The following is a 14,273-nucleotide window of genomic DNA, read 5'->3' on the forward strand; positions in this document are numbered from 1 at the left end:
TAGCAGCCCGCTTCGAGAAGGACAGCCCCGCCTGCTTTGGGAGGGCTCGGCATCCGCTGATGCCCGTTCACGATTGTCGATGCGTGATTTGGAGGAGAGGGCAAATGCAACTTGGTGACATCATCGCCAACACCTTGGCCATCCTCTTGCTGGTTTGTTTTCTCGCCAGCACCTTCTTCCTTTTCGGAAAGCCATTATGGCCGGAGCAGCACGCTCGCATGGTCATCATTGTGCCGGTTGACACGATGACGACATCGTCGACCGGCCGCGGTGGCGCCCCTGTCCTCCCAGGCACTTTCGACACCAGCATTGCCCGTCCGAGGCCGTCCTGACGGGCATCATGGGCATGCGCGCCAGCGAATGCAGCCGCGCCCGAACAGCCCGGAACCAAACCAATCGGCGAGGGTTTCCCAGTGGAAGGGACCGCAACCACGGAAGCGGAGTAATGGAACTTCTGACCTTGGAACTGGCCCGGGCGAGGCAGCGCCTCAACCGAGCGGAACTTGCCCTGGAACGTGCAAACGCGATGCTGGACGAGGACTGTGGCGTCGGTATCAATCTGAGGCTTTGCGACAGGATACGATCCGCGCAACAACGCGTCGGCGAGGCGAAAGCTCGGCTTGTGAAGCTCGATCCCGTAAGCATGGATTCAGGCCACAACGGTTGAAGCAACTGAGAGAGAGGCGCCCGCCGAATCCTCATTCAGGCAATCGCCAGTTCACCCTCGGATTCTGCCCGGCAGCCCGGCCCTAGGCCTAGGAAGACTCAAGTCTTGCGCCGCGAACCGGTCGCGCGTTGGTCGCTGAGGTGAGGACGCCATCCATGCACCCGGTCCCGCCCCGCGGCCTTGGCGCCGTAGAGCGCCTCGTCCGCACGATTCAAAAGATCGGCGATCTCCATGGCGGCGCCGCCGGCATCGAAGGTGCCGACACCGATGCTGACGGTAACGATGCCTTTTTCGCTGCCGGCATGCCCAAGAGCGAGGTCGCGCACCTTGCTCCTGAGGTTTTCGGCGATGACGAAGGCGCCCCGCGCATCGGTCTCCGGCAGGATGATCGCGAACTCCTCGCCGCCATAGCGGGCGGCGGCGTCCGCCGGCCGGCGGGCTGCCGCCTCGATGCAGCGGCTGACGACGCGCAGGCATTCATCGCCCGCCGGATGGCCGTAATAGTCGTTGAACCGCTTGAACCAATCGACGTCGATGATGAGCAGGCTGAGCGGCATTGCGTTGCGGCTGGCGCGGGCGAATTCGCGCGCCAGCGCTTCGTCGAAGGCGCGCCGCGTCAACAGTTCGGTCAGGCCGTCACGGTGCGCCAGAAGGTTCAGCTTCTCATTGGCGGCCATCAGTTCGGCCTCGACCTGCTTGGCCTCGGTGATGTCGGAAAACACGCTGAGGCTGCCGCCATCGCCGGTCGGCCGGGTGCGCACATCGAGCCAGCGCCCGTCGGCAAGCTGGACCTGGCGGTGACTGACGAGCTTCTGCGCGGCCATGATGCCGGCGATCCAGTCTTCGACCGCGTCCGGCGGCGTGGTCCCTTCGCCGCGCTCCGCCGAGGCGCGCAGGATGTCGCGGTAATCGGCACCCGGGACCCTCATGTCCGCCGTCTTCGGAAACATGGCGCGGTACCGGGCGTTGCACAGCACCAGCCTGCCGTCCGGATCGAACATCACCAGGCCGTCGGCCATGTGCGTCAGGGCGTCTCCGAGCCTTGCCTGGCTTTCCGCCAGCTCGTTCTCAAGCTGCTTGCGAACGGTGATGTCGCGATTGTGCGTGATCAGGCCGATGATGGCTCCGCTCCGATCCCGAAAGGGCGCCTTCAAGGTCGCCAGCCAGCCATCGGTGCCGTCCTCGTGGTGAAGGCGCTGTTCGATGGTGGACGAGGCGCCCGAGGCCAGCACGGCAAGCTCGTCCTGGCGGAAGCCCTGCGCCGTTTCACGCGGAAAGAAGTCGAAATCCGTCTTGCCGATCAGCGCCTTGGCATCGGCCGCATGCATCAGTTCCGCCGTCGCCGGATTGGCCGCGATGAACCGCCCGTCGAGATCCTTGACGTTGAGGCAATCGGGCAGCGTCTCCACCACGGCCTTGTAGATGCGCCGGGACTGCAGCGCTTCGAGGCGACGCCGCTCCTGGTAGAGCGTCAGCCCCGACAGCACCACCGAGACGAAGATGAGCAGGGAGGACGGCAGCGCCACCTTCGGCAGCACCATCTGCAGGACATCCCGCGGCAGCACGCTGAGGCCAAGCAGTGACGCCGCCGCGGCGGCCGCGCCAAGGATCATGATGTCGATCATGGTGGCGCGGCGGCCCTTCAGGGCAAGGTTGCCGGCAACGCCAACCAGCATGGCGGCCGCGATGCCCACGGCGCCGGCGAAGGCGCCGATGCCGCCCTCGAAAGTCCGGAAGGCACCGGCCATGACCCCGGCGACGATGCCGGCGACAGGGCCGCCGAAGAAGCCGGCAACGGCTATCATCGTCGCCCTGAGATCGGCGAGCACGCCCGGCTGCAACTGCATGGGTGTCAGCATCAGGACGATGGCGCCGGCGCCCATCAGCAGGCCGAAGGCCGCTGCCTTCGCGGCGGCCGGCCAGCGATCCAGCCACACATGGGTGTGGATCCAGACCGAAACGAACATCGCGACGACCGCGAGATTGGCCAGCAATTCGGACCAGGGCGAACCCATCGCGCGCCTTTCCTTTTACCGGGCTTTCGCCGTATCGCCTCCTCGATAGGCCCTCAATGACAACAAAGTGTTACATCGGGGATTTGCCCTTTGGTCGAAAGCAACCGCGGCTACACGCCGAAAAGGCCGGCGCAAACCTGCAGCGATTTCGGTACGGGATCACCCCCACCGCATCCCACCGACAAAATCGATGAACGCGCGCAGCGGTGCCGGCGTCAGGCGGCGGCCGGGATAGTAGAGGTACGGACCTGAAAATTCCTGCCACCAGGGCTCCAGCACCGGCTCCAGCCTGCCATCGTCGAAATAGGGATGCAGCCAGTCCTCGAACAGCGAGACGATGCCGCCGCCGGCGACCGCCACATCGAGCGCGAGCGCCATTGCCGTGCCGGTGCTGACCAGCAGCGGGCCGGTCGGCTCGACGCTCACCTCCTCGCCGTCGCGTTCGAACTCCCAGGGCGGCGTGAAGCCGCTGGCGAAGCGTCCGCGCAGGCAGGCGTGATCAAGCAGGTCGCGCGGGTGCTCGGGCCGGCCGCGCCGGTCGAGATAGGCCGTCGCGGCGGCGGTGGCGAAGCGCTGGCGGCGCGGGCCGATCGGCACGGCGATCATGTCCTGCTCCAGCCGCTCGTCATAGCGGATGCCGGCGTCGCAGCCGCTCGCCAGTATGTCGACGAAACTGTCCTCGGCGGTCACTTCCAGGCGAATGTCGGGATAGGCGGCGAGGAAGGGCGGCAACAGGCGCGGCAGCACCAGTTTCGCCGCCACGACAGGCACGTTGAGCCGCAGCGTGCCGGCCGGCCGGCCGCGAAAGCCATTGACCACGTCGAGCGCCGCCTCGACCTCGCCGAGCGCGGGACCGAGCCGTTCGAGCAGGCGCGCGCCGGCCTCGGTCGGCGCCACGCTGCGCGTGGTGCGGTTGAGAAGCCGCACGCCGAGTTCGCTCTCCAGCCGCCGCACCGTCTCTGAGAGGCTGGAGGCGCTGACGCCGCCCACCCGGGCCGCCTCGCGAAAACCGCCGGCGCGCGCCACCGCCATGAATGCCTGGAGGTCGCCCAGATTCGCCGCCATTGTTCGCCTTTCCGCACAGGCTGTGCCGATTGCACCATATTATCGCGCAGGCGCGCCTTGTCTATATCTGGCTGATCCAATGGAGACGACACCATGACCGACATCAGCAAGGCCGGAAGCTTCAAGCTCGGCGACCGCACCGTGAAGCGCCTCGGCTACGGCGCCATGCAACTGGCTGGACCGGGCGTCTTCGGCCCGCCGAAGGACCGCGAGGCAGCCCTTGCCGTGCTGCGCGAGGCGATTGCCAGCAGCGTCGACCACATCGACACATCGGATTTCTACGGTCCCCACGTCACCAACCAGATCATCCGCGAGGCGCTGCACCCCTACCCCGCCAACCTCACCATCGTCACCAAGATCAGTGCCCGGCGCGGCGCGGATGCATCGTGGATCCCCGCAATGTCGCCTCAGGAGTTGACGCAGGCCGTGCACGACAATCTGCGTAATCTCGGACTGGATGTGATCGAGGTCGTGAACCTGCGCTCCATGCATGGCATCCACGGACCCGCCGAAGGGTCGCTCGAGCCGCAGCTCGACACGCTCGCCGAACTGCAGCGCCAGGGGCTTGTGCGCCATATCGGCCTGAGCAACGTCACCCGCAAACAGATCGCGCAGGGGCGCCGCATGGTCGACATCGTCTGCGTGCAGAACCAATACAACATCGCGCACCGCCAGGATGATGCGCTGATCGACGAGCTTGCCGCCGACGGCATCGCTTATGTGCCGTTCTTCCCGCTCGGCGGTTTCACACCGCTGCAGTCGAGCACGCTTGCCGACGTCGCGCAAAAGCTCGGCGCGACTCCCATGCAGGTGGCGCTCGCCTGGCTGTTGCAGCGCGCGCCCAACATCCTGCTCATCCCCGGCACCTCGTCGGTCGGGCATCTCAGGGAGAACCTGGCGGCGGCCGAACTGGACCTGCCGGCGGATGCGATCCAGATCCTGAACGGCATCGCGGCCGAGAAGGCAGCCGCCTGAGCTTCCAACGCCAGGCTTGCCGGGGTGGAAACTCCTTCCCGGCGAGCGCCCCAGCTCTCTCCGGAACCTTGTTGACGAGGTAAGGCAAGCTCTATATAGAACCAATTAGTTCCAGAACTGATTGGTTCCGTAAATGGCTGCTGAATTCTCCCTCGACCAGACATTCGCCGCGCTCGCCGATCCGACGCGGCGCGCGATCCTTGCCCGGCTGCTCGATGGCGAGGCCTCGGTCGCCGAACTCGCGCAACCTTTCGCGCTCACCGTGCGGGCCGTCTCCAAACATGTCGGTGTGCTGGAGCAGGCCGGCCTCGTCATCCGCAGCCGGGCGGCGCAGAAACATCTGAGCCGCATCGAACTCAAGCCGCTGCGCGACATCGACCGCTGGCTCGACGACTACCGGAAGCTGTGGGAAGGCCGCTTCGACCGCATGGAGGATCTGCTGCGGCGCGGCGCGGACAAGCCGAAATGAGCGAGCGCGTCCAAGATGCAGCCGAGCGCAGCTTCGCCATCGAACGGTTGTTCCAGGCTTCGGTGGCGCGCGTCTTTCGGCTGTGGACCGACCCCAGACTGGTGGCGCAATGGTGGGGCATCAGGGACTGCACCATTCCTCACTGCGTGCTCGACGTGCGCGTCGGCGGCCGCTGGCGCATCGATATGCTGACCGCCAGCGGCGCGCTCTATCGCAATCAGGGCCGCTATCTCGAAGTCGTCGAGAACGTCAGGCTGAGCTATTGCGACGAACCGGATCCGGAAATCCGCGAATGGGCCGGCAATCCGCCGGGCCGGAGCCGCCACACCGTGACCTTTACGCCCGACGGCATGCGGACCCATGTCCATTTCGAGGTGACGCTGGCGAGCGCCGCCGACCGCGAGCGCCTGCTGGCGCTGGGCATGCGCGGCGGCTGGATGCAGAGCTTCGACCGGCTGGAGCAGGTGATAGAGCGGGGGACCGACCGTGCTGGCTGAGAACGTCAAGCCGACCACGCAAGCCGTGCTGTCGCGGGATGGGACGCCGATCGCCTGCGAGCGCCGCGGCCAGGGCCATCCGCTCATCCTCGTCGACGGCGCGCTGTGCTCGCGCACGATGGGGCCGAGCGGTCCGCTGGCCAAGGCGCTCGCGGACAACTTCACCGTATTCCGCTACGACCGTCGTGGCCGTGGCGGCAGCGGCGACACCGCGCCCTACGCGGTCGAACGCGAGGTCGACGACATCGAGGCCGTGCTGCGGGCGGCCGGCGGCGAGGCCTATGTCTGGGGCATGTCGTCGGGCGCCGTGCTTGCGCTTATGGCGGCAACCCGCCTGCCCGGCATCAAAAAGCTCGCGCTCTACGAAGCGCCGCTGATCGTCGACGACAGCCGCACCACCACGCAGGCCGACTGGGCGACGATCGAGACCGCCGTGGCCGAAGGCCGGAGCGGCGACGGCGTGACCGCCTTCCTCAAATCGGTGGGCATGCCCCGCCTGCTCATCGTCTTCATGAAGCTCATGCCGATCTGGCGACGGCTCAAGGCGGTGGCGCATACCTTGCCGCATGATGGCGCCATCGTCGGCGGCGATCAGCTTGGCAGGCCGCTCGATCCCAGCCGCTGGGCTTCGCTGCGCGTGCCGGTATTGGTGAGCGACGGCGGCAAGAGCCCGCCATGGATGCGGCATGGCAACAAGGCCCTGGCCAAGGCATTGCCCAATGCAAGCTATCAGACGCTGCCCGGCCAGAACCACATGCTGAAGCCGGCCGCGCACGCCCCGGTGCTGACGGCGTTCTTCAACAGCCTGGATTAGGTACGGACGTCAACCCCATGCGAATAAAAGGAAATCGACCATGCGGCTTCGCCATATCCTCATCAAGGTCGACGACCAGGACAAGGCGCTGGCCTTCTACACCTCGGTCATGGGTTTTGTGAAAAAGCATGATCACGACAGCGGTCCGATCCGCTGGCTGACGGTGGTGGCACCCGACGATGGCGGCACGGAACTGGTGCTCGAACCCAACAGCGCCCCGCCGGCGCGCGCCGCGCAGCAAGCGCTTTACGACGCCCGTTTCCCGGCGGCGCTCATCACCGTCGGCGACATCCACGCCGAGTTCGACCGGCTCACCGGGCGCGGCGTGAAATTTCTCGGGCCTCCGGAACGCACGGGCCCGGTGACATCGGCCTTCTTCGACGACACCTGCGGCAATTTCATCGTGATGGCCGAGCCATCCGCCTGAAGCGCTTGTTGCTGGGACAGGAAACAGACCGGCCGCGCCCGGCTTGCGGTGCCCGCCTCGCCCGTGGCATCTGTCCGCTGGAACGGATCACCGGCAACAGCATGGCAGCACGACCACCTCCGCCCGGCCGGCCGCCAGCCGGCAAGCCCCGCAGCGCCGGACCTCCCGGCGTCAGCCTGAACCGCGCGCTGTCAAAACTCGGCCTGTGCTCGCGCACGCAGGCCGAAGTCCTGATCGCGGCGGGCCGCGTGCACGTCGGCGGCAAGGTGGTGCGCGATGCAGCGCTGCGCGTCGACATGAACCGCGATCGCATCGTCGTCGATGGCGATGCGGTCGTTGCCGAGCGCAAGGTCTATCTGATGCTGAACAAGCCGCGCGGAGTGGTCACCACGCGTGACGATCCGCAACAGCGCGACACCGTCTATGCCTGTCTCGAAGGGCTCGATTTGCCCTATGTCTCTCCGGTCGGCCGTCTCGACAAGGCCAGCGAAGGCCTGCTGCTGATGACCAACGACACCCGCTTCGCCAACCGGCTGATGGATCCGGCCTCGCATCTGCCCAAGACCTATCACGTGCAGGTCGCCACGGTGCCGGATGAAACGCTGCTGGACAGGTTGCGCGCCGGCGTCACCCTCGACGACGAGATCCTGACCGCCAACGCGATCGAACTTTTGCGCAGCGGCGGCCGCACCGCCTGGCTGGAGATCGTGCTCGACGAAGGCAAGAACCGCCACATCCGCCGCCTGCTCGCCGCCCACGGCATCGAGGTCAAGCGCCTCATCCGCATCGCCATCGGCAGCCTGCCGCTCGGCAACCTCGCCAAGGGCACGGCGCGGCATTTGACGGCGCAGGAACTGGCGTTGCTGGGCTGACAAAACATCCCGCCCGCCAGGCCGAAAGCGACCTGGCCATTCATTGCGGCAGTGGCGACCGGATCGAACGGTTAGAGCAGTCGATCAGGCCTTGTTGGTGATCCACATGGTTGGCGCGCCGACCACGCCGGCGCTCGCCATCGCCTCTTTCAATTTTGGGTTTTTGATGAAGGCCTGCGCTTCGGCGGCACTGGCGAAATCATGCGTCACGGTGACGTCGTTGGGGTTGTCCGCCGCCTGGTAGACGGCCTCCGCCTTCACGCCGTTGGCCTTTTGAACCGGGGCGAACCCGTCATAGACTTTGCGCCAGGCCTTGTAGTCGGACACGGTATGTCTCACGAACAGCGTCGTCATCGTACACTCCTCCCAAGGGCTGTTGTTATTGGTGCGCCCAAGAGATCGGCGATGGGCCGTCCAGTTTATCGCCCCAATCATGTCCTTGGCAAACCGGCGAACGAATGAGAGCCGCATTTTACCGACGTACCGATGAATTCAACCCGCCTCGGCTGTCCTGATCATCAGGCGCCGGAATCCTCCGGGCCGGAACAGCGAGGTGAACCATGGGATCGTTGCAAGGTCAAAATGTCGTCGTCGTCGGAGGCAGCCGGGGCGTCGGCCGCTCCATCGTGGAGGCGGCGCTGAGCGAGGGAGCAACCGTGCTCGCCGTCGCCCGGGGCGCGGACGCTTTGAAGGAACTCTCCTGGGAGGCGTCAGGCGTAAAGACGCTCGTGGCGGATGCCACGCAGGAGGTGGCCCCCGATGCGGTCTTCGCCGCTCTCGAACCGGACGTGCTGGTGATCTGCGCCGGTGCCTTCGCCCCATCGGCACCGATTCAGGACCAGGGCTGGGACGAATTCTCGGCCAATTGGGAAATGGACGTCAAGGCGTCCTTCCTGTTCTGCCAGGCAGCGCTGCGCGGCCGGCTGAAGCCCGGCAGCCGCGTGGTGCTGATCTCCAGCGGCGCTGCATTCAGCGGCGGCCCGCCCAATTCCGGCGGCTACTCCGGCGCCAAGCGCATGCAGTTGTTCCTCGCCGCCCACAGCCAGAAGGAAGCCGACCGGCTTGGCCTCGGCCTGCGTTTCATGGCGCTGGCGCCGATGCGCATCATGGCCGGCACCGGCGTCGGCCAGCGCGGCATATCGGGCGTTTCGGCCTATCTCGGCATCAGCCCGGCGGATTTCCTGGCCAGCATGACCGATACGCAGACGCCCGCCGATGTCGCCGGCGCCGTGGTCGCGCTCGCTGCCGGCAAGATGCAGGGCACCGCCTTCACGGTGAGCGGCAGCGGCCTTGCGGCGGCGGCATGAGGCGCGCAGGATGGCCCGAAATCGTCACAACGGACTTGAAATGACGGATGCTCCTGGCGCTTCCGGGCCATCGGGCCGGCCGGTCCTCGACCGGCCGGCCTTCGAGCGCCTGACCACCACCCACCGCCGCGAACTCAAGCTGCATTGCTACCGGATGATGGGCTCGCTGCACGAGGCCGACGACCTCGTCCAGGACACGTTCCTGAAAGCATGGCGCGGCCGCGCGCAATTCGGCGGCCACGGCTCGCCGCGCGGCTGGCTCTACGCCATTGCCACCAACAATTGCCTCAACGCGATCAAGGCAAGGTCGTCGGCGCGCCGCATTCTCGAAGAGCCCGCACGGCCGTCGACAGAAGGCCGCGCCGCCGCCGGTCCGGCCGCCGAACTCGCCTGGCTGGAACCTTACCCGGACGCCGAGCTGCCGGATCTCGCCGATGGCGCACCCGGGCCGGAAGCGCGCTACGAAACCCGTGAGGCCGTCCGGCTGGCCTTCGTCGCGGCGATCCAGCTTCTGCCGCCCAGGCAGCGCGCCGTGCTGCTGCTGTGCGACGTGCTCGGCTGGTCGGCGCTGGAGGCGGCTCAATTGCTGGGCGGCTCGACGGCGTCGGTCAACAGTGCCTTGCAGCGGGCGCGCGCCACACTTGGCGAACGCTTTCCGAAGGGGCGGCCACTGCAGCGCGCGCGGCCAAGTCCCGACGAGGACCTGCTGCTCGAACGCTATATCAGGACCTGGGAGGCCGCCAATCTCGATGGCTTCGTCGAACTGCTGCGCGAAGACGCCACCTACCACATGCCGCCATGGCATGACTGGTATCAGGGGCGCCAGGCGATCCACGACTTCTTCAAGACCGTGTGGAACAATTACGCCGGCTATCGCGCGGTGGCGACAAGGGCCAACAGCCAACCAGCGGTCGCGATCTACGCGCAACGGTTTCACGACCCGGAATGGCGCGCGCAATCGCTGCACGTCATCGAGCCGGCCGAAGGCCGGATCACCGCGCTGACGGTCTATGTCGGCCCGGTCGGCCCCGATTTGTTCGCGGCTTTCGGCCTGCCGCCGGTCTGGACCGAACCCGAAGCGTAACCGTCACAACTCCTCTCCTGACAGAAAGCTGTCAGGAGGCCTGGTCTATGCATCGGCTGGGAAGCCCGCTCGCGGCTTCGAGATCAAGGAGCCAATGCGATGAATTTCGTCTCTGTCCGCATCATCACGTCAGATGTCCAGCGCCTCGTGCGCTTCTACGGTGAGATCACCGGCATGCCGGTGACCGTATACACGGAAGACTTCGCCGAACTGGCGACCCCGGCCTGCACGCTGGCGATCGGCAGCACGCGCACCCTGATGCTGTTCGGCGGCGACATCGCCCGCCCCGCCGACAACCACACCGCCATCCTCGAATTCCGCGTCGGCGACGTCGATGCCGAATTCGCCCGGCTGTCGGACCTTATCAAGAAGACAACCGTGCAGGAGCCGACCACCATGCCCTGGGGCAACCGCTCGCTGCTGTTCCGCGACCCCGACGGCAATTTGGTGAATTTCTTCCAGCCCATCACCGCCGAGGCGATCAGGAAGTTCGAGAGGTAGGAGGCGGCGCGCGGTTTGAGTTGATTAGCGTCCAGCATCGGAATTAGCCTAAGCCACCCAACACGTCGTCATCCTAGGGCGAAGCAGGAGCGCAGCTCCGTCGCGGAGACCCTAGGATCCATGCCGGGACCTTTGCCGTGAAGCGCAGCGGAGCAGAATTCCGCACCGTGGCTGCGCCCCGAAGTCGCGGCATGGATCCCTTGGGCTGCGAAGCAGCTCCAGGGGTCTGCGCCGCGTCGCTTCGCTCCTTGCTTCGCCCGTGGATGACGAAGACGATAGGCGTCACCACATCTGGTTGATGTGGCCTGCCTACTTCAGGTTCCACTTGCGCACGACCGGCTCGGTCAGATCATGCTCGTAACCCAGCACGCTGATGCTGGCCGTGTCGAGCACGAACAGCGCCCCGCTTTCGGGCGCCAGGCCGAGCCAGCGGGCGGCGAGCACGCGCAGGAAATGCGCGCTGGAAAAAATCAGTATGTCGGCATTGGCCTTGCGCAGGCGGTCGATAATCCTGTCGGCGCGGGCGCCGACATCGGCCGCCGTCTCGCCTTGCGGGCAACCGTCGCGAAACACGTTCCAGCCCGGCCGCTCGGCCAGGATTTCCTTGGTCGTACGCCCTTCATAGGCGCCGTAATCCCACTCCTGCAGATCGTCCATCTTCACGCTCCGTGCGCCAAAGCCGGCGAGCACGCTGGTGTTGTATGCGCGCTGCGAGGGGCTCGACCAAACCTGCGAAAACGACAGGCCTTTCAGGCGGTCCGCCACACCGCGCGCCGCCGCTTCGCCGGGCGGCGTCAGCGGCATATCGGTGCGGCCTGTATGCTGCCCCGAAAGGCTCCACGCGGTCTCGCCATGCCGGACCAGATGGATCTGCGGATACGCGCTGCTCATGGAATGCCTTTCAAAGTTGTCGGCACCTTAGAGGACGATTCCGCGAAGGGGAATCCGGCCCGCGAAATTCACGCCTCATCTCGATGCGTTGGCGCTGCCCCTCATCCGCCTGCCGGCACCTTCTCCCCGTATAGTGACGGGGAGAAGGACGCTTTGTCCGAACCGGATCGATAGGTAACAGAATAGACCGATAGCATGGGTGACAGTTTTGTCCGCCGGAGGACAGGCGATGATTTCGCGACTCTCCGGCGTTGCGGGAAGAGCACTGTGGCCGCAACTGCCCTTTCTCCCCGTCACTATACGGGGAGAAAGGCCCGGCAGGGCAATGACGGGCGGCGCCGGCGCCAACGATTGACCGCCCGAGACACCAAGCACTGGATATCGACTCCTTCGCTGGCCCTGATCCCCGCCGCATTGGCTCAATGAATGAGCGCGGAGGCATAACTATCTCTGTTGGATAGTAATCAGGCACAACAGGTCGGATCATCATGTACAAACATCTGCTCATCGCCACCGACGGCTCGGAACTGGCCGACAAGGGCGTCGCCCATGGCCTCACTCTGGCCAAGGGCCTCGGCGCCGCCGTCACCTTCGTCACCGTTTCGGAACAGTTCCCGATCTTCGCCTGGGGCGGCGCCATGGCCGGCTACGCAGCGGGCGATGAACTGGCCGTCTACCAGGAGGAATCGCGCCGCTACGGCAAGGAAGTGCTCGACAAATGCAAGGCATCCGCCGAGGCCGCCGGCGTGTCCGCCAAGCTGGTCCATGTCGAGGACAAACGGCCCGCCGAAGCGATCCTGGAATTGTCCAAGGCGCAAGACTGCGATCTGATCGTCATGGCCTCGCATGGCCGCCGCGGGCTGGGCAGGCTGCTTCTGGGCAGCCAGACGGCGGAAGTGCTGTCCTACACCGAGATCCCGGTGCTGGTGGTGCGGTAGGTCCCGCACCTCACTTTTTACAAAATGGCGCCGCCGGTCAGGGCTGCTTGCCGGGTTCATTGGTCAGCGCATATTCAACCCGTGGCGGGTGCCCGAAGAGCTGTTTGTAGGCCCGGCTGAAGGCGGCTTCGGACTCGTAGCCGATGCGCAAGCCGATCTCGCCCACGCGCGCGTCCCGCCTGGCCAGCAGATCGCGGGCCAGGCCCAGGCGCCATTCATTCTGGTAGCGCAGCGGTGAACGCCCGACGAGCGCGGCGAAGCGCTCGCAGAAGCTCGAACGTGACATGCCGGCCTTGTCGGCCAGTTCATTGATGCTCCACCGCTGCAGCGGCCTTTCGTGGATGGCCTTCAGGGAACGGGCGATGCGGGCATCGGAAAGCCCGCCGAGCCAGCCCGTGGCGTGCCCTTCATGGACCCAGTTGCGCAAGGTGCGGATGACCATGAGATCGATGATGCGGGAAATCATCAAGGCAGCACCCGGCTGGGCGCCGCTGGTTTCGACCATCAGGAAAGGCAGCATTCCATCGACCCACCCTGCCCCCTGGGCACGCTGGATGTGAATGCATTGCGGCAAGGCGAAGATCATCCCCCGCAGGCTGTCCGGATCGAACCAGAAGCGGCAGACGACGATCGTGACGCGTGGATGCGATGCCACCAGCCGCGACGCGCCGGGACCACGAGGCAGCAGCACGAGGTCGCCGGCCTCGATGACGGCGGCAGCCTGGTCCTCGCTCTCCATGCGCAGTGCGCCGGCCGTCACCACGACGATATGAGCCTGCCCCTCGTCGAGATCGAGTTGCTCCGCCTCCGCCAGCGTGCGTGAAAAAACCTCGTCGCCGGTAAGCCTGATCTGCGCCAGCACATGCGAGAGAAGGTCGCCGGAGACACCCGCACGCGGCCCTCCATCCGGAAGAATGGTCAAGTTTTCAGGCGATTCAATCATGGATATGGCCGACCGGTTCTCATACATTCCTTGGCAAGGATAGCGCATTCCCATTGATTATGCGCTGTTTTCGCCTTGGCGCAAAGCCATTCCCGCGCCGAGGGCGCGAGAATGGGCTGTTCCAATCATCCAACCCTGAGGGCGTGATCAAGCGGGTCAACCCGCCGCCTCTCAGCCTCGGGCCATCCAACAAGACAGGACGTTCCAATGAGCACTCAAACCATCCAGGCGCCCAGCGGCGTTGCCGCATCGCAGTGGCTGAAGTCATATTATTTCCTCCGCGCCGGCTTTTCGGTCGCGTGGGTGGCGGCGGCCTTCACCCTTGGCAAAAGCGCGCCGCCGGTCGCGGCGATACTGCTGGTCGCCTACCCGGCCTGGGACGCGATCGCCAATATTCTGGACGCGCAGCGCAGCGGCGGCCTGAAGGCCAATCCCAGCCAGGCGCTCAACGCGGCGGTCAGCACGATCACGGCCATCGCGGTCTTCATCGCCCTTGGACAGGGCCCGCACGCGGTCCTGGCGGTGTTCGGGGCATGGGCCATTCTCTCCGGCCTGTTCCAGCTCGCCACCGGCGTGCGCCGTTGGCGGGCAGGCGCGCAATGGGCGATGGTGCTGAGCGGTGCGCAGTCGGCGCTTGCCGGCGGCTTCTTCATCAAACAGGCGATCGGCGCCGCCACGCCCGGCATCACCGATATCGCGCCCTATGCCGCGTTCGGCGCCTTCTATTTTCTCGTCTCGGCCATATGGCTGAGCGTCATGCAGGCACGCAAGCGCACCGCTTGATCCTCCAAAATGCCGGGCCCCGCCG

The 14,273-nt window shown here is 65.9% G+C and carries 18 protein-coding genes; 13 read left to right on the forward strand and 5 right to left on the reverse strand.

Annotated elements, in window-relative coordinates; all coding sequences use genetic code 11:
• Positions 1–104: 104 nt before the first annotated feature.
• Positions 105–332: a polymerase gene (locus EN804_RS18645; protein WP_127278833.1), complete on the forward strand. Its 228-nt coding sequence runs from the start codon at positions 105–107 to the stop codon at positions 330–332.
• Between the two features lie 113 nt (positions 333–445).
• Positions 446–667 carry a hypothetical protein gene (locus EN804_RS18650; RefSeq protein ID WP_127278834.1) on the forward strand — a complete coding sequence of 74 codons (222 nt, stop codon included), beginning with the start codon at positions 446–448 and terminating at the stop codon, positions 665–667.
• 98 nt (positions 668–765) lie between these two features.
• On the opposite strand, the gene EN804_RS18655 is transcribed toward EN804_RS18650, so the two are convergent.
• Positions 766–2,682 (reverse strand): diguanylate cyclase, encoded by a 1,917-nt coding sequence (locus EN804_RS18655; RefSeq protein WP_135920660.1) that lies wholly within the window; start codon positions 2,680–2,682, stop codon positions 766–768.
• 159 nt (positions 2,683–2,841) lie between these two features.
• Complete coding sequence (locus EN804_RS18660) at positions 2,842–3,747, reverse strand: LysR family transcriptional regulator (RefSeq protein WP_135920661.1); 906 nt, start codon at positions 3,745–3,747, stop codon at positions 2,842–2,844.
• Positions 3,748–3,840: 93 nt separating this feature from the next.
• Between EN804_RS18660 and EN804_RS18665 the strand changes: the two genes are divergently transcribed.
• The 6 genes from EN804_RS18665 to EN804_RS18690 all read left to right on the forward strand — a co-directional run bounded on the left by EN804_RS18665 (position 3,841) and on the right by EN804_RS18690 (position 7,801).
• Complete coding sequence (locus tag EN804_RS18665) at positions 3,841–4,722, forward strand: aldo/keto reductase family oxidoreductase (RefSeq protein ID WP_135920663.1); 882 nt, start codon at positions 3,841–3,843, stop codon at positions 4,720–4,722.
• Between the two features lie 133 nt (positions 4,723–4,855).
• Positions 4,856–5,191 carry a metalloregulator ArsR/SmtB family transcription factor gene (locus EN804_RS18670; RefSeq protein ID WP_135920665.1) on the forward strand — a complete coding sequence of 112 codons (336 nt, stop codon included), beginning with the start codon at positions 4,856–4,858 and terminating at the stop codon, positions 5,189–5,191.
• Complete coding sequence (locus EN804_RS18675; protein WP_135920667.1) at positions 5,188–5,688, forward strand: SRPBCC domain-containing protein; 501 nt, start codon at positions 5,188–5,190, stop codon at positions 5,686–5,688. Before EN804_RS18670 ends, EN804_RS18675 begins: the two co-directional genes overlap by 4 nt.
• A complete protein-coding gene (locus tag EN804_RS18680) occupies positions 5,678–6,502 on the forward strand; it encodes an alpha/beta hydrolase (protein ID WP_135920669.1) in 825 nt (274 codons plus the stop codon). Before EN804_RS18675 ends, EN804_RS18680 begins: the two co-directional genes overlap by 11 nt.
• Positions 6,503–6,542: 40 nt before the next feature.
• The gene (locus EN804_RS18685; RefSeq protein WP_135867390.1) at positions 6,543–6,929 is read left to right on the forward strand and encodes a VOC family protein; all 387 of its coding nucleotides are present in this window, start codon (positions 6,543–6,545) and stop codon (positions 6,927–6,929) included.
• Between the two features lie 101 nt (positions 6,930–7,030).
• Positions 7,031–7,801: a pseudouridine synthase gene (locus EN804_RS18690; protein ID WP_135920671.1), complete on the forward strand. Its 771-nt coding sequence runs from the start codon at positions 7,031–7,033 to the stop codon at positions 7,799–7,801.
• A gap of 84 nt (positions 7,802–7,885) precedes the next feature.
• Here the strand turns inward: EN804_RS18690 and EN804_RS18695 are convergent, their stop codons facing one another.
• Entirely contained in the window at positions 7,886–8,155 is a 270-nt protein-coding gene (locus tag EN804_RS18695) for a cyclase (protein WP_127870192.1), read from the reverse strand.
• Positions 8,156–8,361: 206 nt separating this feature from the next.
• Here EN804_RS18695 and EN804_RS18700 point away from each other — a divergent pair, with 206 nt between their 5' ends.
• The 3 genes from EN804_RS18700 (at position 8,362) to EN804_RS18710 (ending at position 10,693) form a co-directional block, all read left to right on the forward strand.
• On the forward strand, positions 8,362–9,108 hold the full coding sequence (locus EN804_RS18700; protein ID WP_135882555.1) for an SDR family oxidoreductase: 747 nt from the start codon (positions 8,362–8,364) through the stop codon (positions 9,106–9,108).
• A gap of 40 nt (positions 9,109–9,148) precedes the next feature.
• The gene (locus EN804_RS18705) at positions 9,149–10,192 is read left to right on the forward strand and encodes an RNA polymerase subunit sigma-70 (protein ID WP_135920674.1); all 1,044 of its coding nucleotides are present in this window, start codon (positions 9,149–9,151) and stop codon (positions 10,190–10,192) included.
• A 99-nt stretch (positions 10,193–10,291) separates the two neighbouring features.
• Entirely contained in the window at positions 10,292–10,693 is a 402-nt protein-coding gene (locus EN804_RS18710) for a VOC family protein (RefSeq protein WP_127280128.1), read from the forward strand.
• A 309-nt stretch (positions 10,694–11,002) separates the two neighbouring features.
• On the opposite strand, the gene EN804_RS18715 is transcribed toward EN804_RS18710, so the two are convergent.
• The gene (locus EN804_RS18715; RefSeq protein WP_135920676.1) at positions 11,003–11,584 is read right to left on the reverse strand and encodes a histidine phosphatase family protein; all 582 of its coding nucleotides are present in this window, start codon (positions 11,582–11,584) and stop codon (positions 11,003–11,005) included.
• A gap of 488 nt (positions 11,585–12,072) precedes the next feature.
• On the opposite strand from EN804_RS18715, the gene EN804_RS18720 reads away from it, so the two are divergent.
• A complete protein-coding gene (locus EN804_RS18720) occupies positions 12,073–12,522 on the forward strand; it encodes a universal stress protein (RefSeq protein ID WP_135920678.1) in 450 nt (149 codons plus the stop codon).
• A gap of 37 nt (positions 12,523–12,559) precedes the next feature.
• On the opposite strand, the gene EN804_RS18725 is transcribed toward EN804_RS18720, so the two are convergent.
• Positions 12,560–13,465, reverse strand: coding sequence for an AraC family transcriptional regulator (locus tag EN804_RS18725; RefSeq protein WP_135920680.1), 906 nt, complete (start codon positions 13,463–13,465; stop codon positions 12,560–12,562).
• Between the two features lie 207 nt (positions 13,466–13,672).
• Between EN804_RS18725 and EN804_RS18730 the strand changes: the two genes are divergently transcribed.
• On the forward strand, positions 13,673–14,248 hold the full coding sequence (locus EN804_RS18730) for a DUF308 domain-containing protein (RefSeq protein WP_135920682.1): 576 nt from the start codon (positions 13,673–13,675) through the stop codon (positions 14,246–14,248).
• Positions 14,249–14,273: the final 25 nt, after the last annotated feature.

The sequence above is a fragment of the Mesorhizobium sp. M8A.F.Ca.ET.161.01.1.1 genome (genome assembly GCF_004792105.1).
GTDB lineage: Bacteria > Pseudomonadota > Alphaproteobacteria > Rhizobiales > Rhizobiaceae > Mesorhizobium.